The organism is Kineococcus deserti (genome assembly GCF_050871945.1).
GTDB lineage: Bacteria > Actinomycetota > Actinomycetes > Actinomycetales > Kineococcaceae > Kineococcus.
In genome coordinates this window covers 57,550-77,984 of the sequence record NZ_JBJLSI010000020.1, presented here as the reverse complement: position 1 = coordinate 77,984, position 20,435 = coordinate 57,550, and the positions used below count along the sequence as shown (strand labels likewise).

Sequence of the window (20,435 nt, the reverse complement as noted above, 5' to 3'; positions counted from 1 at the left end):
ACGTCCTCGCGTCAGGCGCTGGCGCGGACCGAGGAGCGGACGGGGGCCAGGGCGGTGGTCACGTCGAACCAGACCGTCTTGCCGAGCGCTTCGACCTCGACGCCGTGGGCGTCGGCCAGCGCCTCGACGAGGGCCATGCCGCGGCCGTTGAGGGCCTCGGGGTCGGACTCGCGGCGCAGGGGGAGACGCGTGTTCTCGTCACCGACGCCGACGCGCACGCGCGAGCCGTCGCGGCCGATGCGCAGGACGACGTCGCTGCGTCCGTGCAGCACGGCGTTCGTCACGACCTCGGCCGTCAGCAGCAGGAGGGTGTCGACGACGTCGCCGATGATGCCTTCGGCGATGCACCAGTCCGCCACGAAGTGCCGCGCCGCCCGCGAGGACATCGGGACAGGCGCGAGCGTCGTCTCGCTCGACCACTCCATGAACGACACTGCGTGATTCTCCCGATACGTAGGGTCACCAGGAACCGTAGCGCAGCGTCGCTCCGACGGTGTAGTCCACCAACGCTCCGTCCCCAGGGCTCCACGCCCGGGCCCCCCTGCGGCGGACGCCCCGTCGGAACGCCCCCTGTACTCCGTCGCCACGCTGTGACCCCCCGGTACGTGGTTGCGGCTGGTAACTTGTCCAAGTTCGTTGCATGTAGCAGTCAAAGGTTCCACCTCCTCCGGCCGATGCCCCGGGGAGTACTTCGCCCGGACCCCGCTCGCCGTTACACCACGGCGTCGCCGATCGGTCCGCCGACACACCGGGCGCCCGCCCGGACCACCCAGTCACCCCGACGGAGCCGACGCATGACCTCCCACCAGGACCCGCCGGTGACCGGCACCGGTCCCCCGGCGGCGGCGGCCGACGCCGCGCACGAGCAGCAGGTGGCCGCCCTCGCCGACGCGGTCGACCGGCAGCTGCGGACCCTGCACGCGCTCAAGGCGCAGGTGGCCCGCGGCCAGTCCGACGTCGAACGGGCCATGCACGTCGTCCTGCACGTCCTGGCCGACGCCGGCCCGCTGCGGGTGGGGGCGCTGGCCGAACGGCTGGGCACGGACCCCTCGACCACGAGCCGGCAGACCGCCGAGCTCGCCGAGCGCGCCCTGCTGCGCCGGCTGCCCGACCCCGAGGACCGCCGCGCCAGCCTGCTGGACGTGACCGAGGCCGGCCACACGGTCGTCACCGCCATGCGGCGACGGCGTCACGACCACCTGGCGCGCGCCGTCGAGGACTTCGACGACGGCGAGCTCGCCGTCTTCACCGACCTGCTCTCGCGCTTCACCGCCGGTCTGGAACGCCACACCGAACACCTCCGCACCACCCACGCCCCTCAGGAGCACGCATGAGCACCACGACCGCCGGTTCGCGACCGGCAGACCCGGACGCGCCGGTGTTCACGCACCGGCAGATCATGGCCATCCTGTCCGGCCTGCTGCTGGGGATGTTCCTCGGTGCGCTCGACCAGACGATCGTCTCCACGGCGATCCGCACCATCGCCGACGACCTCGACGGTTTCTCGCTGCAGGCCTGGGCGACCACCGCGTTCCTCATCACCTCGACGATCTCGACCCCGTTGTACGGGAAGTTGTCCGACATGTACGGCCGGCGGAAGTTCTTCATCGCCGCCATCGGCATCTTCATCGTGGGCTCGGCGCTGTGCGGGATCTCCACGTCGATGTACGAGCTCGCGGCGTGGCGTGCGCTGCAGGGTCTGGGCGCCGGCGGCCTGATGTCGCTCGCGCTCACGATCATCGGCGACATCGTCCCGCCGCGGGAACGGGCGAGGTACCAGGCCTACTTCATGATGGTGTTCGGCACCTCCAGCGTGCTCGGCCCCGTCGCGGGCGGCTTCTTCTCCGGCCTCGACAGCCTGCTCGGCCTGGCCGGCTGGCGCTGGATCTTCTGGCTCAACGTGCCGATCGGGATCTTCGCCCTGGTCGTGGTCTCGAAGAACCTTCACCTGCCCAAGCGGTCCAGCCGCCACCGGATCGACTGGCCCGGCGCGCTGACGCTCGTCATGGCGCTCGTGCCGCTGCTCATCGTCGCCGAGCAGGGTCGCGAGTGGGGTTGGGGTTCGACCCGTTCCATCGCCTGCTACGCCGTCGGCGTCGTCGGCCTGGTCCTGTTCGTCCTGGCCGAGCGGGCCTACGGCGAGGAGGCCCTGCTGCCGCTGCGGATGTTCCGCGGCCGCACGTTCCTCGTCGGCAGCCTGGGTTCGTTCATCCTCGGCATGGGGATGTTCGGCGTGTTCGCCGTGCTGCCGCAGTACCTGCAGGTCGTCAAGGACCTGACCCCGACCATGGGCGGCCTCGCGATGCTGCCGGTCGTCGTCGGCATCATGTCGGCGAGCATGTTCTCCGGGCGGTTCATCGCCCGCACCGGTACCTACAAGGTCCTGCCGGTCATCGGCAACGGCCTCATGGTCGTCGCGTTGTTCCTCTTCTCCCGGGTCAACGCCGACACCCCCATCTGGCAGACGATGATCGTCATGCTGATCATGGGCTGGGGCCTGGGCGGCAACATGCAGCCGGTCATCCTGGCCGTCCAGAACGCCGCCAAGCGCTCGGAACTGGGCGTGGCGACGAGTTCGGTGACGTTCTTCCGCCAGATGGGCGGCACGCTGGGCACCGCGGTGTTCCTCTCGATCCTGTTCTCGACCCTGACCGACGAGGTGTCCTCGGCGTACCGGTCGGCCGCGGGCACGAGCGCGTTCCAGCAGGCTGCGCAGACCTGGGGCGGGAACCTCGACCAGACGCTGGCCCGGGCGCAGGACGACACCTCGGTGCTCTCCACCCTGCCGGACGCCCTCGCGCACCCGTTCAAGGTCGGTTTCACCGACTCGACCAGCCTCATCTACCTGGTCGCCGCCTTCATCATGCTGGCCGGGTTCGTCACGGTGCTCTTCCTGCCGTCGCTGCCGCTGCAGGGGCAGGGACCGGGGCACGGCGCGCCGACGCCGGACGAGCCGACGCCCGCGCAGACGGCGACCGCCGCGGCCGCCGCACCGGCGCAGGCGGCCGGCGCCCCCCTGGCGGACGACGCGACCACTGGCGAGGTCCGGGCGGCGAGCACTACGGTCACGGCCGTGGACGGAACGATGGCCCCCGGAGAGCTGGCCGAACGCATCCGCAGCGGCGTGCAGCAGGCCAAGACCGCCCAGCGGGCGATGGAGGACCTCGCAGCCGAGGCCGCGCGCCGCGAGGCCGCCTTCGACGCCGCGGTGCAGAACCTGCGCGACCTCGGGCTCGACGAGCGCTCGATCGAGGCGGCTCTGGGCGAGGACGCGGCCACCCCGCGCGGCCGGCACGCCGGCTCGAGCGAGGACGTCGCCGGCCAGGTGGGCGCCCAGCGCTGACCTGATCCGCCGAGAGGGCCCCGGAGCACCCGCTCCGGGGCCCTTCCCCGTTCCACGGCCGTGCGAAGCGCTGTGCGGCAAGCGGTCCGGTGAGCCTCACCTACCGAAGCGAAGGCGAACCTTCTTTTGACAGAGTCCAAAGTAGGCGTACTCTCGAGGGCATGAGCACGCTGGACGACACCGCGACGGAGGAGCTGCTGCGCCGCGCCGGCCTGCGCAGCACCGCCCCGCGGCGGGCCGTCCTGCAGGTGCTCGAGGACCACCCGCACGAGACGGCCGCGGGAGTGGCGGAACTGCTCGAGGACGCAGGCGCCCGCCTGTCGCGGCAGAGCCTGTACAACGTGCTGGAGGACCTGACCCGCACGGGCGTCCTGCGCAGCATCCAGCCCGCCGGATCCGCCCCGCGCTACGAGACGACGGTGGACGACAACCACCACCACCTCGTCTGCCGCCGCTGCGGGACCGTCGCCGACGTCCCCTGCGCGACGGGGACGCCGGCCTGCCTGAGCCCGGCCACGACCCCGGGTTTCCCGGTGGTCGAGACGGCCGACATCACCTGGTGGGGCCTGTGCACGCAGTGCGCGGCCGCCGCTGAAGCAGAAGAGAACCCCAGGAGGAAGCTGTGACCACGCTCGACGACATCAACACCGTTGGCCTGACCCAGGAGAAGGTCGCCGGTTTCGACGCCAGCTCCCGCCTCAACGGCGGCCTGCAGGAGGTCCTCGTCGACCTCACCGCGCTGCACCTGCAGGGCAAGCAGGCGCACTGGAACATCGTGGGTCAGAACTTCCGCGACCTGCACCTGCAGCTCGACGAGCTCATCGAGCTCGCCCGCACGTACGCCGACGACACCGCCGAGCGCATGCGCGCCGTCGGCGGGGTGCCGGACGCCCGCCCGACGACCGTGGCGAACACCACCACCATCGGCGACTTCGGCGGCGACGAGATCGACACCAGGGCCGCCGTCGAGGCGATCGTCGCGATGACCCGTCGCACCGTGGACACCATCCGCCGCGTGCACGACCCGATCGACGCCGAGGACCCCTCGACCGCCGACCTGCTGCACGGCTTCATCCTCGGCCTGGAGAAGCAGGCCTGGCTGATCGGCTCGGAGAACCGCTCCCCCCGTCGGGCCTGACACCCGTCGGTCACGCGCCCCGGGTGAGGCAGGATCAGCGCATGCCGAGCCTGCTGATCACCGGGGCCGCCGTGGCCACCGTCGACCCGTCCGGTACCGAGCACCGGACGGGTTTCGTCGTCGTGGACGGCGGTGTCATCGCCGCCGTCGGCGCGGGTGATCCACCGGCCGGGACGACCGCCGACCGCGTCGTGGACGCCCGCGGACACCTCGTGACCCCGGGGTTCGTCAACACCCACCACCACCTCTACCAGTGGGCCACCCGCGGTTTCGCCGTCGACCAGGGGCTGTTCGACTGGCTCGTGACCCTCTACCCGGTCTGGGCCCGGCTGGACGCGGTCGACGTCGAGGCCGCCGCCCGCGCCGGCCTGGCCCGGCTGGCGCTGACCGGGTGCACGACGACGATGGACCACCACTACCTGCACCCGCACGACGGGGGCGACCAGCTCGCCGCGACGATCGAGGCCGCGGCGACCGTGGGCCTGCGCTTCTCCCCCACCCGCGGGTCGATGGACCTCGGCCAGTCCGCCGGCGGACTGCCGCCGGACTCGGTCGTGGAGACGATCGACACGGTCCTGGCCGCGACGGCCGACGCCGTCACCCGCCACCACGACACGTCCCCCGGCTCGATGGTCCGCATCGGCGCGGCTCCCTGCTCGCCCTTCTCCGTGTCCCCGGAGCTGCTGCGGCAGACCGCCGCGCAAGCCGCCGAACTGGGCATCCGGCGGCACACCCACCTCGCCGAGACCGACGACGAGGAGGAGTACTGCGCCCGCACGTTCGGCCGCCGGCCGGTCGAGGTGCTCGAGGACCTAGGCTGGCTGGGCCCCGACGTGTGGCTCGCCCACTGCGTCCACCTGTCCGACTCCGACATCGCGACGCTGGCCCGCACGGGCAGTTCGGTCGCGCACTGCCCGAGCTCGAACGCGCGCCTGGGCGCCGGGTCGGCCCGCGTCCGCGACCTGCTGGACGCCGGCGTTCCGCTCGGCCTCGGGGTCGACGGTGCCGCCTCCAGCGAACAGGGCAGCCTGGCCGACGAGCTGCGGCAGATGGTCTACACCGCCCGGCTGCGCGGCGGCCCCGACACCATGAGCGCCCGGGACGCGTTGCGGGCCGCCACCACCGGCGGGGCCGCGGTGCTGGGCCGGGCCGACGAGATCGGCTCGATCGAGGTGGGCAAGCGCGCCGACCTGGCGGTGTGGGACCTCACCGGCCTCGGGCACGCCGACCTCGACGACCCCGTCGTCGCCATGGTCATCGGGCCCACCCCGCCGCTGGCGCTGTCGACCGTCGAGGGCCGCGTCGTCGTCGAGGACGGCGAACTGCGCACCACGTCCGAGCAGCAGGCCGTCACCGACCTCGTCGCCGCACGCCGGCGGGTCCTGGCCCGCACCTGACGCGCGCCCGACCGCAGGAGTGCACGACGCGTCCCACGCACCACCGGCCGCGTGCCCGGAGGTGAGAATCGCCACTCCCGCCAGCACGGGCGCGCGCACGGGCGTCCCCGGAGGTCCCGGCGGCGCTACGGTGCGTTGCCATGACCGCAGAACGCAAGGTGCACATCGTCGAGCCCCGGTACGCGCGGACGTGGCTGCTGGTGAACGCCACGCGGACCGACCTGTTCGACGTCGCGGCCGCCTCGCGGGCCGACCAGGTCGTGCTGGACATCGAGGACGCCGTCGACCCCTCCCGCAAGGACGCCGCCCGCGCCGACGCCATCGAGTGGATGGCGGCCGGGGGTCGGGCCTTCGTGCGCATCAACGACGTGACGACCCCTCACTGGCGCGACGACGTCGACGCGCTCAAGGGCGTCCCCAACCTCCTCGGCGTCATGCTCGCCAAGGCCGAGGCCGGCGAGCAGGTCGAGGCGACGTGGCACGCGCTCGGCGGCTCCGTCCCGGTCGTCGCGCTGTGCGAGTCGGCGCTCGGCATCGAGGCCGCCCGGGAGATCGCCTGCGCCCGGGGGACGTTCCGGCTGGCCTTCGGCTCGGGCGACTACCGCCGCGACACCGGCGCCGGCGCGGAGGACATGGCCATGGCCTACCCGCGCAGCAAGCTCGTCGTGGCCAGCGCCATCGGCAAGCTGCCCGGCCCGATCGACGGCCCGACCACCGGCGGCGGGCACCCCGAGCTGCGCGACGCCTCGGCCGTCGGGGTCGCGATGGGCATGATGGGCAAGCTCTGCCTGGACGCCGAGCAGGCCTACGTCATCAACGAGGTCATGAGCCCCAACGTCTCCGACGCGACGTGGGCCCGCGACTTCATCGAGAACTTCGAGAAGAGCGGCGGGGTCGTGCGCGACGGATCTGACCTGCCGCGCCTGGGCCGCGCCCGGCGCATCCAGGAACTCGCCGACGCCTTCGGGATCCAGCCCCTCTGACCCTCCCGCGGGGTCAGCTGGGGGAGACCGTCGACGCGTGGGGCCGCGTGGGGCTGGACCTACCGCCCCACGCGTCCGACGGTCCCCGGTCCCGGCCGTCAGCCGAGGGGCGCGGAGCGTGCCGGGCTCGGCGTCCACACCGGTGGTACCGGCGGGAACGGCTCGTCGGCCCCCTCAGAGGTCGAGGGTGACGGCGGCCTCCAGCGCCGCCTCGATGCTCGCCATCCACCCGTCGTGCAGCCGCCGGCCGGCGTCGTACACGCTCGCTCCGTCCACGAGGTTGGAGCTGCAGGAGCAGATCATCCCGGCCCGGATCCCGCGCAACCGGGCGACGACGTACATGGCCGAGCTCTCCATCTCCATGTTGAGCATCCCCAGCCGGGAGAACTCGGCGACGACCTCGGGAGTCTCGGCGTAGAACGCGTCGGAGGAGACGTTGAGCCCGGAACGGACGGCGTAGTCCTTGCCCGCGGCGAGGCGTTCGGCCGCGCGGCGCAGTTCCAGGGTGAGCTCGAGGTCGGGCACCGCGGGGTACCCGTGGTGGACGTACGCGGCGGTGGTCCCGTCGTTGCGCAGCGAGCCCTCGCTGACCAGCAGGTCACCGGGGCGGACTCCCGGTTGCAGACCGGCGGAACTGCCGACGCGGATCACCGACGTCACCCCGACCCGGACGAGCTCCTCGACCGCGATGGCCGTCGACGGGCAGCCCATGCCCGTCGACGTGGCGGTGATCAGCTTGCCCTTGTACAGGCCCGTCACGGTCCGGTGCTCGCGGTTGTGCGCGACGTCCCGGACGTCGGTCAGGAACTCCGCGACCAGCGGCACCCGGAAGGGGTCACCGGGCAGCAGGGCCACGGTTCCCACCTCACCGGGGGCGACTCCGATGTGGAACTGCCGGACGTCCCGACCCACCTGGCTCTTGTCGACTCCTGCGCTCATGGGCGTGATCTTGTCTCAGGACCAGGTGAGCGCCCGCGCCGGGTCCTCCAGGACGGCGGCGATGTCGGCCAGCGCCCGCGAACCGCTCTCCCCGTCGAGCATCCGGTGGTCGATCGACAACCCCAGCGTCACGAGGTGACGGGGTTTGACCTTCCCCTTGTGCACCCAGGGGCGCTGGGAGATCTTGCCGACCGCGAGGATCGCGGCCTCACCGGGGTTGAGGATCGGGGTTCCGGTGTCGATGCCGAACGTCCCGACGTTGGTGATCGTGATCGTCCCGCCGGACAGGTCCGCCGGCTGCGCCTTGCCCTCGCGCGCGGTCCCCGCCAGCTCGTTCAGGTGGATCGCGAGGTCCTTCAACGTCATCGCGTCGGCGTCCTTGACGTTCGGGACGAGCAACCCGCGCGGCGTGGCGACCGCGATGCCGAGGTTGACGTAGTTCTTCACGACGATGACCTGGTTCTTCTCGTCCCAGGTGGAGTTGATGTCCGGGTTGCGCCGCACCGCGACCAGCAGCGCCTTGGCCACCAGCAGCAGCGGGGAGACCCGGATGCCGGCGTACTCGGGATCGGTCTTGAGCCGCTGGACGAGTTTCATGGTCCGGGTCGCGTCGACCGTCGTGAACACCGTGACGTGCGGGGCCGAGAACGCGCTCTCGACCATGGCCGCGGCCGTCGCCTTGCGCACACCGCGGATCGGGACGTGCCGTTCGCGCTCGTGCTGCTCGAACCGTCGTTCCGGCTCGGCCGGCGGCGTGGGGACCAGCGCCAGGACGTCGGCGCGGGTGACGGTCCCGCCGGGGCCGGTGGCCTGCGCGGCGGCGAGGTCGACCCCGAGGTCACGGGCCAGCTTGCGCACCGGGGGTTTGGCGAGCACGTGCGCCGAGACGGCCGGGACCTCGGGGCGGACCTCGGGTCCGGGCGTGCGGGCCGCAGCCCCGCGACGTCGCCGCGGCGTGCCCTCGCGGGTTCCGTACCCGACCAGCGTGGCCCCGGAACCCTCCTCGGCCGTGGGCTGCGCCGGGACGGGCGCGGCAGCGGCGGCGGGAGCGTCCGCGCCGTCGCTCACGACGATGATGTCGCTGCCCGTCTCCACGGTCTCGCCCTCGGCCACCAGGAGTTCGGCCACCGTCCCGGCGTACGGGCTGGGCAGTTCCACGATGGACTTCGCCGTCTCGATCTCGACGAGGACGTCGTTCACGGCGACCGAGTCCCCGGGTTTGACCTTCCAGGAGACGATCTCGGCCTCGGTGAGTCCTTCACCGACGTCGGGCAGGGCGAACCGCTGGTTCAACGGGGTCCTTCGGGGGTCTCGGGAGGGATCTGGGGAGGCGTTCGATCAGGTGGCGGATCAGGCGGCGAGGGACTGCTCGACGGCGTCGAGGACACGGTCCAGGCTCGGCAGGTAGTGCTCCTCGACGCGGGCGACGGGGTACGGCAGGTGGTACCCGCCGACCCGCTTCACGGGCGCCTCCAGGGAGTAGAAGCACGACTCCTGGATGCGCGCGGCGAGTTCGGCCGCGGGTCCGTGGAACGTCGGCGCCTCGGAGACGACGACGAGCCGGCCGGTGCGGCGCACCGACTCGGCGACCGTGTCGACGTCCAGCGGGGAGATCGAGCGCAGGTCGACCACCTCCAGGTCGGTGCCGTCCTCGGCGGCCGCCGCGGCGGCGTCGAGCGCGAGCCGCGTCGTGGGGCCGTAGGCGGCGAGCGTGGCGTCGGTGCCCGGGCGCAGGATCCGCGCCTTGTGCAGCGGCGCGACCTGGCCGGGGCCGAGGTCGGTGTCCACGTCGCCCTTCTCCCAGTACCGGCGCTCGGGTTCCAGGAACAGGACCGGATCGGCCGAGGCGATGGACTGCTGGATCATCCAGTAGGCGTCGTGGGCGTTGCTCGGGGCGACGACCCGCAGCCCCGCGGTGTGCGCGAACAGCACCTCCGGGCTCTCGGAGTGGTGCTCGACCGAGCCGATGCCGCCGCCGCTGGGGATGCGCAGGACGACGGGCACGGACAACCGCCCCCGGGACCGGGCCCGCAGCTTCGCCAGCTGGGTGGTGATCTGGTTGAACGCCGGGTACACGAACCCGTTGAACTGGATCTCGCACACCGGCCGGTACCCGCGCAGGGCCATGCCGATGGCGGTGCCGACGATGCCGGCCTCGGCCAGCGGGGTGTCGATGACGCGGTCCTCGCCGAAGTCCTTCTGCAGCCCCTCGGTGACGCGGAAGACCCCACCGAGGGCCCCGATGTCCTCCCCCATGAGCAGGACCCGCGGGTCGCGGTCCATCGCCGCGCGCAGGCCGGCGTTGATCGCCTTGCCGATCGCCATGCGTTCCATCAGGCGGCCCCTCCTGCGTGAGCGTCACGGTCGTGCTGTTCCCAGGCGGCGAGGAACTCGTCGCGTTCGGCGAGCACCTGCGGGTGCGGCTCGGCGTAGGCGTGGTCGAACATCGCCACCGGGTCCGGGTCGGGCATCGCCGCGACGCCGGCGCGCACCCGTTCGGCGAACTCGTCCGCCTCCTGCTGCAGCTGCGCCTCGTACTCCTCGTCCAGGACGCCCTCGGCCCGCAGGTAGGCGCGGAACCGGTCGATCGGGTCCTTCTCGCGCCACTCGTCGACCTCGGCCGCGTGCCGGTAGCGGGTCGGGTCGTCGGAGGTGGTGTGGGCGCCCATCCGGTAGGTGAACGACTCGACGAACGTGGGGCCACCACCGGCGCGGGCCCGGTCCATCGCCGCACCGACGACCGCCAGGACGGCGAGGACGTCGTTGCCGTCGACGAGGACCCCGGGCATCCCGGCGCCCTCGGCGCGGCGGTGCAGCGGGACCGGCGACTGGCGCGAGACCGGCTCGGAGATCGCCCACTGGTTGTTCTGGCAGAGGAAGACGACGGGGGCGTTGAAGACCGCGGCCCAGTTCAACGCCTCGGCGGCCTCGCCCTGGGACGTCGCCCCGTCACCCAGGTAGGCGATGACGGCCGCGTCGCGGTCGGGGTCGCCCGTGCCGACGGCTCCGTCGCGCTGCACGCCCATGGCGTACCCGACGGCCGGCAGCAGCTGCGCGGCGATGACGAGCGTGTAGGGGTGCACACCGGTGGCGGCCGGGTCCCAGCCGCCGTGGTCGACACCGCGGTACAGGCTCAGCACGTGCAGCGGGTCGATGTCGCGCGTCAGCGCCGCACCGTGGTCGCGGTAGGTGGGGAAGACCTGGTCCTGGCGGCGGGTAGCCCGGCCCGCGCCGACCTGGGAGGCCTCCTGACCGCGGGAGCCGGCCCACAGACCGAGCTGGCCCTGCCGCTGCAGCGCCTCGCCCTCGGCGTCGAGGCGGCGCAGGAGCACCATGTCGCGCAGCAGCGCCAGCAGCTCCTCGGGCTCGAGGTGGACGTCGTAGTCCGGATGGCTGCGGCGCACGCCGTTCCGGTCCAGCAGCTGGACCATCTCGTCGGGTGCGTACTGGGGAGCCCGTACCGGGCCGACCGCCGTGTCGGTCACGTGCGTTCCTCCGTGCTCGTCGGGTGGCGTGCACTCAGACGTGTCTGGCGAACCTACGGTTCCGTAGGTGACGCGAGCGTACGTTACGCAATCGTAAGTTGGGAACCGGCGCGCCGCAGAACGACCGTTGCCGAGGGCTAGCCGGTCGCTGGCGTCGTCGCCGTGCAGACCCTCTACCTGCGCCACGTGCCGGACGACGTCGCCGCCCTGCTGGCAGCACTGCCCGGCCTCGGCGTCGGCACCACCGAGGTCCTCGCCCCCTCGACGCCGGGCGCGACGCGCGCGGGTGAGCGTCGTCGTCGACGCGTCCGTGGCCGTCACCGTCCTGCGCCGGGAGGACCTGCGCAGCAGGCTCGACGACGATCACGCGACGCTGGCCCTGGCCACCCGGGCCCGCCTGGGCACCACCCGGCACGCCGGTGTCCACCTGCTCGGCAGGATCTGGGAGCTGCGCGCGAGCGTCACGGCGCACGACGCCACGTACGTCGCGCTCGACCCTGGTGACAGCGGACGCACGTCTGGCTGGGGCCCCGGGCCCGCGCTGCCCGGTCCTGTTGCTCCCGGACTGAGCGGGAATCCACTCGGACGGTCCTGCAGCCCTCCAGGCCGTCAGCTGATCTCGGCCAGCACCTTGCCCGCGACCTCGAGGAAGCGGGCGTTCGCCTCAGGCTCGGCGACGGTGACCCGCAGGCCGGCCCCGGCGAAGGCGCGCACGACGAGGCCCTCGGCGGCGAACGCGTCGGCCAGCTCCAGCGCCCGGTCCCCGACGGGCAGCCAGAAGAAGTTGCCCTGCGCGTCCGGCACGTCCCAGCCCTGCTCGCGCAGACCCGCCACCAGGACGTTGCGCTCGGCCACGACGGCCTGCACGCGTTCCATCAGCTCGGCCTCGGCCGCGTCCTGCAGCGAGGCGACGACCGCCGCCTGGGCGATCGCGGAGACCCCGAACGGCGTGGAGGCCCGGCGCAGCGTGGCGGCGACGTCGGGGTGGGCCACGGCGGCGCCGATCCGCAGGCCGGCCAGCCCGTAGGCCTTGGAGAACGTGCGCAGCACCACGACGTTCGGGTGCGCGCGGAAGACCTCCACGCCGTCCGGCACCTCGGGGTCGTCGACGAACTCGCGGTAGGCCTCGTCGAGGACGACGAGCACGTCGCGCGGGACGGCGGCGAGGAAGTCGGTCAGCTCGGCCCGGCGCAGCGCCGGCCCGGTCGGGTTGTTCGGCGAGCAGAGGATGACCAGCCGGGTCCGCTCGGTGATCGCCGCCAGCATGGCGGGCAGGTCGTGCCGGGCGTCGGCGGTCAGCGGGACCTCGACGCCGGTCGCGTCCGAGATCGCCGCGGTGATCGGGTACGACTCGAAGGAGCGCCACGCGTAGACGACCTCGTCGCCGGGGGCGCAGGTGATCTCGGCCAGCTGGGCGAGCAGCCGCACGCTGCCGGTGGCGGCCGCGAGCTTGTCCACCTCCACGCCCCAGCGCCGGGCGATCGCCCCGACCATCGCGGTCGCCGCCGGGTCGGGGTAGCGGTTGACCGAGGCGGCCGCGCGGGTGATGGCGGTGAGCACGCTGGGCAGCGGCGGGAACGGGTTCTCGTTCGAGGACAGCTTGAAGACCTCCAGGCCGTCCCGGGCCACGGCAGGCTTGCCGGCGACGTACGCCGGGACCTTGGCCATGTTCGCCCGCAGTCGCGGGGCGGGAGGGGTGCTGGGAGTCGTCATGCCGGTCAGGGTACGGACCGCCCTTCCGGTACCGGGGCGCGTCCCGGCGGCGCGATGAGTTCGGTCACGTCGCTGAAACATCCTCGAAACAGTTGGGGTTGACTCTGAGGTCGTCAGGCTCACCACCGCTGGAGAGGTACCGCCCGTGTCCGACGCACCTGCAACGACCCCCCTCGACCTCGTCGCCTTCGACGACGACCCCATGGCGCTGCGGACCACGTTCGCGCTGTTCCCCTCCGGCGTGGCGGCCCTGTCCGCCGTCGTCGAGGGCGAGCACGGCAAGGAGCCCGTGGTGCTGGTCGCCTCCTCCTTCCAGGTCGGCATCTCCCTGGACCCCCCACTGGTGCTCTTCGCCGTCCAGCACACCTCCTCCAGCTGGCCCAAGCTGAAGACAGGCGCGCGCATCGGCGTCTCGGTCCTGGGCGAGGCCCACGACCTGGCCGCCCGCCAGCTGGCCTCCAAGGCCCTGCATGCCACAGACCGCTTCGCCGGCATCGCCACCACCACGCTGGACTCCGGCGCCAACTTCATCCACGGCGCGCCGGTGTGGATGGAGTGCTCCATCCACTCCGAGGTCCCCGCCGGCGACCACGACGTGGTCCTGCTGCAGGTGCACGCCATGGGCACCGCCCCCGACACCGAACCCCTGGTGTGGCACTCCTCGGCCTTCCGCACCCTGACCCCCAAGGCCAGCGCCTGATGCGCACCGTCGTGGTCTGCGGCAACCCCAAGGCCGGCTCCCGGACGCTGAACGCCGCCCTCACCACCGCCGGCCTGATCGCCGGGGCCGAGGTGGATCAGGTGGTCGATCAGGTGGTCGATCAGGTCGTGGACGTGGCGACCCTGGGTCCGGGGCTGCTGGGCTGGGGCGATGCGACGGTGGCGCAGGCCGTGGCCGACGTCGCCGCCGCCGACCTGCTGGTCGTGGCCTCCCCGACCTTCAAGGCCACCTACACCGGACTGCTGAAGCTGTTCCTGGACCAGTTCGCCGGCGGTGAGGGGCTGCGTGGGGTCACCGCGGTGCCGCTGATGCTGGGTGCGGCGCCCACGCACGCCCTGGCCCCGGAGCTGCTGCTCAAGCCGGTCCTGTCCGAGCTGGGCGCGGCCTGCCCGGCCCCGGGGCTGTACCTCATCGACAAGGAGGTGCAGGCCCAGGGCGCGCAGACCCCGGCCCTGGCCGCCTACGTGCAGCGCTGGGGCGCGACCCTGCGCGCGACCGCGAGCGCTGGTCAGCCGACCCGCTCGGCGTAGTAGTCGAACGCCTGGACCGAGGCGCCGGGGGCGTCGAAGAAGACGCTCCCGGAGGCCCGGAACCGCTGCAGGGCCGGATCGGCCGAGCCGTCGACGACTCCGGCGGTGGCGATGTACCCGGTGGAACCGTGGGCCGTCAGCGGGTCGGCGGCGATCTGCGTGGCGAAGCGCGGGTCGTCGCCGAGGTCGCGGGCGACGATCGTGCGGTGGTCCGAGCCGCGGGCGGCGCTGCCGTCCAGGGCCGGGACGACGTCGCCGGTGTGCTCCAGCGAGAGCACCGCGACCGAGTCGGGGACCGTGATGCCGTCCACGGGTGAGCCGGCCGTGACGACGTGGGTGATGGCGAACTCCTCGCGGACGGCGGCGTCGGCCGCGAGCGCCGCCGCGGTGAGCCCGCCCTGGCTGTGCCCGGCGAGCATGACGGGTTCGCCGGCGCCGACCCCGGCCAGCCGCATGGCCTGGGTGACGGCGGCGGCGGTGGCCGTGGGCTCGCCGGCGACGGCGCGCAGGTTCGTCGTCAGGTCCATCGGCGTTCCGCCGTCGGCGGGTACCGGTGTCCAGTCCTGGGTGCCGGGGATCTCGACGATCCAGGCGACGGTGCCGTCGGGCTGGGTGATGCGCTCCAGCCGCACCGCTCCCGGTGCAGGGCGGTCGGCCGGTGCCAGCCGGTCGCCGAGCGAGCCGGTGGAGCGCTGGTGGCCGGTGGACTGGTGGGCGACGCCGTCGAGGACCTCGGCGATGCCGCGTGGGGGGCGGGTGGGGGTCGCCCGGGCGTGCTCGGCGGGGCGGACCGTCACGGCCGTCTCGCGGAACAGCGGGCTCACCGCACCGAGCGCGGTCAGCGTGCCGGCGACACCGGCGACCCCGCCGGTGTCCCGCGCCTCCGGCGCCAGCACCTGCAGCACGGCCGCCAGTTGCGGGTGGCGGCCCTCGGCCGCCGCCAGGACGTGCGGGGCGGTGGCGACGACCTCCTCGACCAGTTCGGGGTGGGCGACCAGGAACGTGGTGACGCCCGCGAGGTCGGAGCGGAGGTGGTCGTCGACGGCGCCGAACTCGTCGGTGGCGTCCTGGACGAGCTCGTCGAGGTCGAGGGTTCCGGTGCGCGCGGCCTGCTCGGTGGCGGCGGCCAGCACGCGCTCGGTCGCCGCCGCCGTGTGCCAGGCGTGGTCGGCGACGACCAGGGCCCCGGCGCCGGCGGCGAGTTCGGGGGCGAACTCGACGACGACCTGGGCGACCGCGCGGCGGGCCACCGCCACGGCGGCGTCGGCGAGCTCGTCGCCCACCCGGTAGCGCAGGGCCGCGGTGCGGACCTCGACGGCCAGCCCCGCGAGCGAGGCCGCGGCCGCGGCGGGGGCGGTGCGGCCGACGAGCAGGTCGGCCACGGCGGTCGCCACCCCGGCCGCGGTCGTGGGCGCCACCGCCGCGCTGAGGACGAAGGCCGGGTCGGCGGCGAGGGTGAGCACCTCGAGCCCGGCGCCGGCCACGTCGGCCGCGATCCCGGCCAGGCGGGCGGCGGCCGCCTCCAGCAGTTCAGGGTCGGCCGAGACACCGGTGTCGACGGTGAGGGTGTTCACGCGTTGACGTCCGTCCGCTCTGTCGCGGCGCCCTGGACGCCGCCTTCCCTCGGGACCGCGCAGCGACTTCGTCGGAGCGTTCCCTCGGTCCAGGCGGCGTCGCGCCGCTCGTCGCTCACAGCACCACCGCGGCCGAGACCGCCACGGCGTGCTGCCGCCACCGCTCGGCGGCGTCCTCACCCGCGGCGGCGACCGCGGCCAGGTCCCGGCCGGTGTCCGCGGCGCGCTCGCGGAACCGGGCCGCGGCCAGGCCCTGCCACTGCACCGCCGCGACGGTGCCGAGCTCCCGTTGCGCCGTCCGCATCCGCTCGGCGACGCCGTCCATCCGGCGCGCCAGCGCCACCTGTTCCAGGTCCATCCGTTCCCGCTCCCTCCGAGGCTGTGGTCCAGCCCGGGGACCGTAAGCAGGGGGCAGGTCGGGCGGGGGCCCGGTGCGGGCAGTGTGTGGACGCCGGGCCCGATGTGCCGCCTGTGGAGACCGCGGTGACCATGGGCGGGTGTCGTCCACCGCTTTCGTCAAGACCGGTGCTCCTGCCGGGGCGCTGGCCGCCGAGGCCGCGGGGCTGCGCTGGCTGGCCGAGGCCGGCGGCGCGGCGGTGTGCGGCGTGCGGGAGGTCCGCGCGGACGCCCTCGTCCTGGACCGGGTGCAGCAGGTGCGACCGGACACCACGGCCGCCGAACGGTTCGGCCGCGACCTGGCCGCCACCCACGCGGCGGGCGCTGCGCGGTTCGGCGCCCCGCCGCCCGGCGTGGACGGCGACGCCTGGATCGCGGCCCTGCCGCTGCCGATGACCACCGGGGACGCCGGGGACGCCGGGGACGTGGACTGGGGGACCTTCTACGCCGAGCAGCGCCTGCGTCCGTACCTGCGGCGGGCGCGTGATGCCGGCGACCTCGAGGCCGGCGACGTGGCGGTGTTCGAGCAGGTCTGCGACCGGCTGCTGGCGCAGGACCCGGCGCTGGTCGTGGGAGCCGGGCGGCCGGCGCGGCTGCACGGGGACCTGTGGTCGGGCAACGTGCTGTGGTCGGCCGGCGGTGCGGTGCTCATCGATCCCGCCGCCCACGGCGGGCATCCCGAGACGGACCTGGCGATGCTCGCGCTGTTCGGGCTGCCGCACCTGGAGACGGTGCTGGCCGCGTACACCGAGGCCGCGGGCACGCCCGACGGCTGGCGGGACCGCGTCCCCCTGCACCAGCTGCACCCGCTGCTGGTGCACACGGTGCTGTTCGGCGGTGGGTACGCGGGGCAGGCGGTCCGGGCGGCCCGCCGGACGCTGGAGCTGTGATGCACGAGTACCCGGTCGAGGTGCTGCACCTGCTGGTCTCCCCCGACCACGCCTACTTCGGCCGCCCCCGCGACGGCGCCGCCGACGTGCCGACGCAGGACCTCGACGTCGTGGAGGTCGTCGCGGGCAAGGGCATCCGCGGCGACCGGTTCTTCGGCAAGGCCGCGCACATGGACGCGGCGATCACCTTCCTGGCGGTCGAGGCGTGGGAGCAGGTCGCGGCCGACCTGGGGTTGCCGCAGGTACCCGACCCGCTACTGGCCCGGCGCAACCTCGTCGTGCGCGGGATCGAGCTGGACCCGTTGCGCGGCAACGACTTCGAGCTGATCACCGACGCCGGTGCGGTGACGATCCACGGCGGCCGGCCGGCGAACCCGTGCGCGTGGATGGACCGGATGGTCGCCGACGGGGCCCACCGGGCGATGCGCGGCCGGGGCGGGCTGCGCTGCACCCCGCTGACCGACGGGCGGATCTCGCGCGGCCACGGCGTCCTGCGCTCCCCGGTCCCGCTGGACCCCGCGCGTGCGGGTGAGCCGGTGCTGCGGCGCACGCCCTTGCCTTGAGGTGCGGGCTCCCGCCGCACCGTTCAGGGTGGAGCCATGGTGAAGAAGGGCGACGAGGTCAGCTGGAACACCTCCCAGGGCAAGACCGAGGGCAAGGTCGTGAAGAAGGAGACCGACGACTTCGAGCTGTACGGCCAGCAGCGTCGCGCCTCGAAGGACGACCCGCAGGTCATCGTGAAGAGCGACAAGTCCGGCAAGGAGGCCGCGCACAAGGAGTCCAGCGTCGAGAAGGAGTGAGCGGCGGGGTGTCGGCGGCGGCCGTGGGACCATGAGGCACGTGACCGACCCGGCCTCCGCTGCCCCCCTCGCCCCCGCCGACCTGGGTGACCCCGCGCTCGGCCCGCTCGACGGCCGCTACCGCCGGTCCGTCGCCCCGCTGGCCGAGCACCTGTCCGAGGCCGCGCTGAACCGCCGCCGCATCCACGTCGAGGTGGAGTGGCTGGTGTTCCTCGGCTCCCACGACGTCGTGCCGGGCGTGCGCCGGCTGACGGCCGACGAGATCGCCTTCCTGCGCGAACTGCCGCTGCGGTTCGACGCCGCGGCCGTGGCCGAGCTCGGTGAGATCGAGCGCGTCACCGTCCACGACGTCAAGGCCGTGGAGTACTGGATCAAGCGTCGCCTCGAGGGCACCTCGATGGCCGACGTCGCCGAACTGACCCACCTGTTCTGCACCAGCGAGGACATCAACAACCTGTCCTACGCGCTGATGGTCCGCGACGCCGTCGCGCAGGTGTGGCTGCCCGCGGCCACCAGCCTGGTCGACGACGTGGCCCGGATGGCCGACGAACTGCGCGAGGTGCCGATGCTCTCGCGCACCCACGGGCAGCCGGCGACACCCACGACGCTGGGCAAGGAACTGGCGGTGCTGGCCCACCGCCTGCGCCGGCAGCTGAAGCGGATCTCCCGCGCGGAGTACCTCGGCAAGTTCAACGGCGCCACCGGCACCTACGCCGCGCACAAGGCCGCCGTCCCCACGACGGACTGGCCGGCGGTCTCCCGCGAGTTCGTCACCGGCCTGGGCCTGACGTGGAACCCGCTGACCACCCAGATCGAGTCGCACGACTGGCAGGCCGAGCTGTACGCCGACGTCTCGCGCTTCGGCCGGGTGCTGCACAACCTGTGCACCGACGTGTGGACCTACATCTCCTACGGGTTCTTCGCCCAGGTCCGCGGTCAGGGCACCGTCGGTTCGTCCACGATGCCGCACAAGGTGAACCCGATCCGCTTCGAGAACGCCGAGGCGAACCTCGAGGTGTCCGGCGGGTTGTTCCGGGTGCTGGAGGAGACCCTCACGACGTCGCGGATGCAGCGCGACCTCACCGACTCCTCGATGCAGCGCAACATCGGCGTCGCGTTCGGGCACTCGCTGCTGGCGATCGAGAACGCCCAGCGGGGCCTGGCCGGTCTCGACGCGGTCCCGGCCGCCCTGGCCGCGGACCTGGACCAGAACTGGGAGGTCCTCGGCGAGGCCGTCCAGTCGGTGATGCGGGTGCACGGCCTGCCCGAACCCTACGAGCGCCTCAAGGAACTCACCCGCGGCCGCAAGGTCGACCAGGCCAAGCTGCGTGAGTTCGTCGCGGGACTGGGCCTGCCCGAGGGCGAGGCGGCCCGCCTGTCGCTGCTGACCCCGGCCGACTACACCGGCGACGCGGCGGCCCTGGTCGACGTGCTGAAGCAGGACTGACGTGCGCGCGGTCCTCGTCGAGGAGTTCGGCGGAACTCCGCGCCTGGCCGACGTCGACGACCCCACCCCGGCCGAGCACGGGGTCGTCGTCGCCGTCGAGGCGACCGGCGTGTGCCGCAGCGACTGGCACGCCTGGCAGGGGCACGACGACGACGTCACCCTGCCGCACGTGCCCGGCCACGAACTCGCGGGCACCGTCGTCGCGACGGGGTCGCGGGTGGGTTCCTGGCGCGTCGGGGACCGCGTGACGACGCCCTTCGTCACGGCCTGCGGGACCTGCCCGGAATGCGCGGCCGGTGCGCAGCAGGTGTGCCGCGACCAGACCCAGCCGGGTTTCACCGGCTGGGGATCGTTCGCCGAGTTCGTCGCCCTCGACCACGCCGACGTCAACCTCGTCGCCCTGCCGGAGGAGTTCTCCACCTCCACCGCGGCGGCGCTGGGCTGCCGGGTCGCGACGGCGTTCCGCGCCGTCAGCGACGTGGCCGCCGTGCGGCCCGGGGAGTTCGTCGCGGTGCACGGCGCCGGCGGGGTCGGGCTGTCGGCCGTCGCGATCGCCGCCGCCGCCGGCGCGCGGGTCGTCGCGGTGGACCCCTCCCCCGCGGCCCGCCAGCTCGCCCGGGACTTCGGGGCCATCGCCACCATCGGCACCGAGGACGTCGTGGCCGCGCTGCGCGAACTGTCCGACGGCGGGGCTCACGTGTCGATCGACGCGGTGGGGCTGCCGGCCACCTGCGAGGCGTCGGTGCGTTCCCTGCGCCGCCGCGGCCGGCACGTGCAGATCGGCCTGCTGCCCGCCGCCGCCGGGCGTCCGGCCGTGCCCATGGACCTCGTCATCGCGTGGGAGCTGCAGGTGCTCGGCAGCCACGGCATGGCCGCCCACGACTACCCCCGTCTGCTCGAACTCGTGCGCACCGGCAGGTTCCCCCTGGCCGACCTGGTGACGCGGGAACTGCCGCTGGAGGCCGGGCCACGGGCGCTCGCCGAGGTCGCCGGAGCGAGCACGGCAGGGATCACGGTCCTGCGGCCCTGACCCCGCGTCGCACCCACCGGTGTCACCACGTGAAGTGAGGCGTGGGTGT

General features: G+C 73.6%; 21 protein-coding genes. 13 read left to right on the top strand and 8 right to left on the bottom strand.

The annotated features are described in order from the left end of the window. Window positions 1–11: 11 nt before the first annotated feature. Entirely contained in the window at window positions 12–425 is a 414-nt protein-coding gene (locus tag ACRYR2_RS15720; protein ID WP_432563842.1) for an ATP-binding protein, read from the bottom strand. Between the two features lie 369 nt (window positions 426–794). Here ACRYR2_RS15720 and ACRYR2_RS15715 point away from each other — a divergent pair, with 369 nt between their 5' ends. From ACRYR2_RS15715 to ACRYR2_RS15690, 6 genes are all read left to right on the top strand, one after another. Further along, on the top strand, window positions 795–1,334 hold the full coding sequence (locus ACRYR2_RS15715; protein WP_432563822.1) for a MarR family winged helix-turn-helix transcriptional regulator: 540 nt from the start codon (window positions 795–797) through the stop codon (window positions 1,332–1,334). After that, entirely contained in the window at window positions 1,331–3,343 is a 2,013-nt protein-coding gene (locus ACRYR2_RS15710; protein ID WP_432563821.1) for an MDR family MFS transporter, read from the top strand. The genes ACRYR2_RS15715 and ACRYR2_RS15710 overlap by 4 nt, the downstream gene beginning before the upstream one ends. 161 nt (window positions 3,344–3,504) lie before the next feature. Next, on the top strand, window positions 3,505–3,969 hold the full coding sequence (locus ACRYR2_RS15705) for a Fur family transcriptional regulator (protein WP_432563820.1): 465 nt from the start codon (window positions 3,505–3,507) through the stop codon (window positions 3,967–3,969). Beyond that, window positions 3,966–4,481 (top strand): Dps family protein, encoded by a 516-nt coding sequence (locus ACRYR2_RS15700; RefSeq protein WP_432563819.1) that lies wholly within the window; start codon window positions 3,966–3,968, stop codon window positions 4,479–4,481. Before ACRYR2_RS15705 ends, ACRYR2_RS15700 begins: the two co-directional genes overlap by 4 nt. 41 nt (window positions 4,482–4,522) lie before the next feature. Next, entirely contained in the window at window positions 4,523–5,878 is a 1,356-nt protein-coding gene (locus tag ACRYR2_RS15695) for an 8-oxoguanine deaminase (RefSeq protein WP_432563818.1), read from the top strand. A 140-nt stretch (window positions 5,879–6,018) separates the two neighbouring features. Further along, a complete protein-coding gene (locus ACRYR2_RS15690; RefSeq protein ID WP_432563817.1) occupies window positions 6,019–6,861 on the top strand; it encodes an HpcH/HpaI aldolase/citrate lyase family protein in 843 nt (280 codons plus the stop codon). A 174-nt stretch (window positions 6,862–7,035) separates the two neighbouring features. Here ACRYR2_RS15690 and ACRYR2_RS15685 read toward each other — a convergent pair whose 3' ends face one another. The 5 genes from ACRYR2_RS15685 to hisC all read right to left on the bottom strand — a co-directional run bounded on the left by ACRYR2_RS15685 (window position 7,036) and on the right by hisC (window position 12,998). Next, a complete protein-coding gene (locus ACRYR2_RS15685) occupies window positions 7,036–7,800 on the bottom strand; it encodes a nucleoside phosphorylase (RefSeq protein WP_432563816.1) in 765 nt (254 codons plus the stop codon). A 15-nt stretch (window positions 7,801–7,815) separates the two neighbouring features. Further along, window positions 7,816–9,093, bottom strand: coding sequence for a dihydrolipoamide acetyltransferase family protein (locus tag ACRYR2_RS15680; RefSeq protein ID WP_432563815.1), 1,278 nt, complete (start codon window positions 9,091–9,093; stop codon window positions 7,816–7,818). Between the two features lie 57 nt (window positions 9,094–9,150). Then, entirely contained in the window at window positions 9,151–10,134 is a 984-nt protein-coding gene (locus tag ACRYR2_RS15675; RefSeq protein WP_432563814.1) for an alpha-ketoacid dehydrogenase subunit beta, read from the bottom strand. Then, window positions 10,134–11,285, bottom strand: coding sequence for a pyruvate dehydrogenase (acetyl-transferring) E1 component subunit alpha (gene pdhA / locus ACRYR2_RS15670; RefSeq protein ID WP_432563813.1), 1,152 nt, complete (start codon window positions 11,283–11,285; stop codon window positions 10,134–10,136). The genes ACRYR2_RS15675 and pdhA overlap by 1 nt, the downstream gene beginning before the upstream one ends. A 609-nt stretch (window positions 11,286–11,894) precedes the next feature. Then, entirely contained in the window at window positions 11,895–12,998 is a 1,104-nt protein-coding gene (gene hisC, locus ACRYR2_RS15665; protein WP_432563812.1) for a histidinol-phosphate transaminase, read from the bottom strand. Window positions 12,999–13,200: 202 nt separating this feature from the next. Between hisC and ACRYR2_RS15660 the strand changes: the two genes are divergently transcribed. After that, on the top strand, window positions 13,201–13,698 hold the full coding sequence (locus ACRYR2_RS15660; protein ID WP_432563841.1) for a flavin reductase family protein: 498 nt from the start codon (window positions 13,201–13,203) through the stop codon (window positions 13,696–13,698). Then, the gene (locus tag ACRYR2_RS15655; protein WP_432563811.1) at window positions 13,698–14,249 is read left to right on the top strand and encodes an NADPH-dependent FMN reductase; all 552 of its coding nucleotides are present in this window, start codon (window positions 13,698–13,700) and stop codon (window positions 14,247–14,249) included. Before ACRYR2_RS15660 ends, ACRYR2_RS15655 begins: the two co-directional genes overlap by 1 nt. Here the strand turns inward: ACRYR2_RS15655 and ACRYR2_RS15650 are convergent. Continuing rightward, window positions 14,228–15,823, bottom strand: a complete 1,596-nt coding sequence (locus tag ACRYR2_RS15650; RefSeq protein WP_432563810.1) for a hypothetical protein — start codon at window positions 15,821–15,823, stop codon at window positions 14,228–14,230. The two genes, ACRYR2_RS15655 and ACRYR2_RS15650, sit on opposite strands and share 22 nt — an antisense overlap. A 115-nt stretch (window positions 15,824–15,938) precedes the next feature. Continuing rightward, the gene (locus ACRYR2_RS15645) at window positions 15,939–16,181 is read right to left on the bottom strand and encodes a hypothetical protein (RefSeq protein WP_432563809.1); all 243 of its coding nucleotides are present in this window, start codon (window positions 16,179–16,181) and stop codon (window positions 15,939–15,941) included. Window positions 16,182–16,320: 139 nt separating this feature from the next. Between ACRYR2_RS15645 and ACRYR2_RS15640 the strand changes: the two genes are divergently transcribed. From ACRYR2_RS15640 to ACRYR2_RS15620, 5 genes are read left to right on the top strand one after another with little or no spacing between them, the layout of a single operon-like run. Then, window positions 16,321–17,109, top strand: coding sequence for a fructosamine kinase family protein (locus tag ACRYR2_RS15640; RefSeq protein WP_432563808.1), 789 nt, complete (start codon window positions 16,321–16,323; stop codon window positions 17,107–17,109). Next, window positions 17,109–17,672 (top strand): MOSC domain-containing protein, encoded by a 564-nt coding sequence (locus ACRYR2_RS15635; protein ID WP_432563807.1) that lies wholly within the window; start codon window positions 17,109–17,111, stop codon window positions 17,670–17,672. The genes ACRYR2_RS15640 and ACRYR2_RS15635 overlap by 1 nt, the downstream gene beginning before the upstream one ends. Before the next feature lie 36 nt (window positions 17,673–17,708). Further along, window positions 17,709–17,909 carry a hypervirulence associated TUDOR domain-containing protein gene (locus ACRYR2_RS15630; RefSeq protein ID WP_432563806.1) on the top strand — a complete coding sequence of 67 codons (201 nt, stop codon included), beginning with the start codon at window positions 17,709–17,711 and terminating at the stop codon, window positions 17,907–17,909. Between the two features lie 31 nt (window positions 17,910–17,940). After that, on the top strand, window positions 17,941–19,356 hold the full coding sequence (gene purB, locus ACRYR2_RS15625; protein ID WP_432563805.1) for an adenylosuccinate lyase: 1,416 nt from the start codon (window positions 17,941–17,943) through the stop codon (window positions 19,354–19,356). A gap of 1 nt (window position 19,357) precedes the next feature. Continuing rightward, on the top strand, window positions 19,358–20,386 hold the full coding sequence (locus tag ACRYR2_RS15620) for a zinc-dependent alcohol dehydrogenase family protein (protein ID WP_432563804.1): 1,029 nt from the start codon (window positions 19,358–19,360) through the stop codon (window positions 20,384–20,386). The last annotated feature ends 49 nt before the right edge of the window (window positions 20,387–20,435 follow it).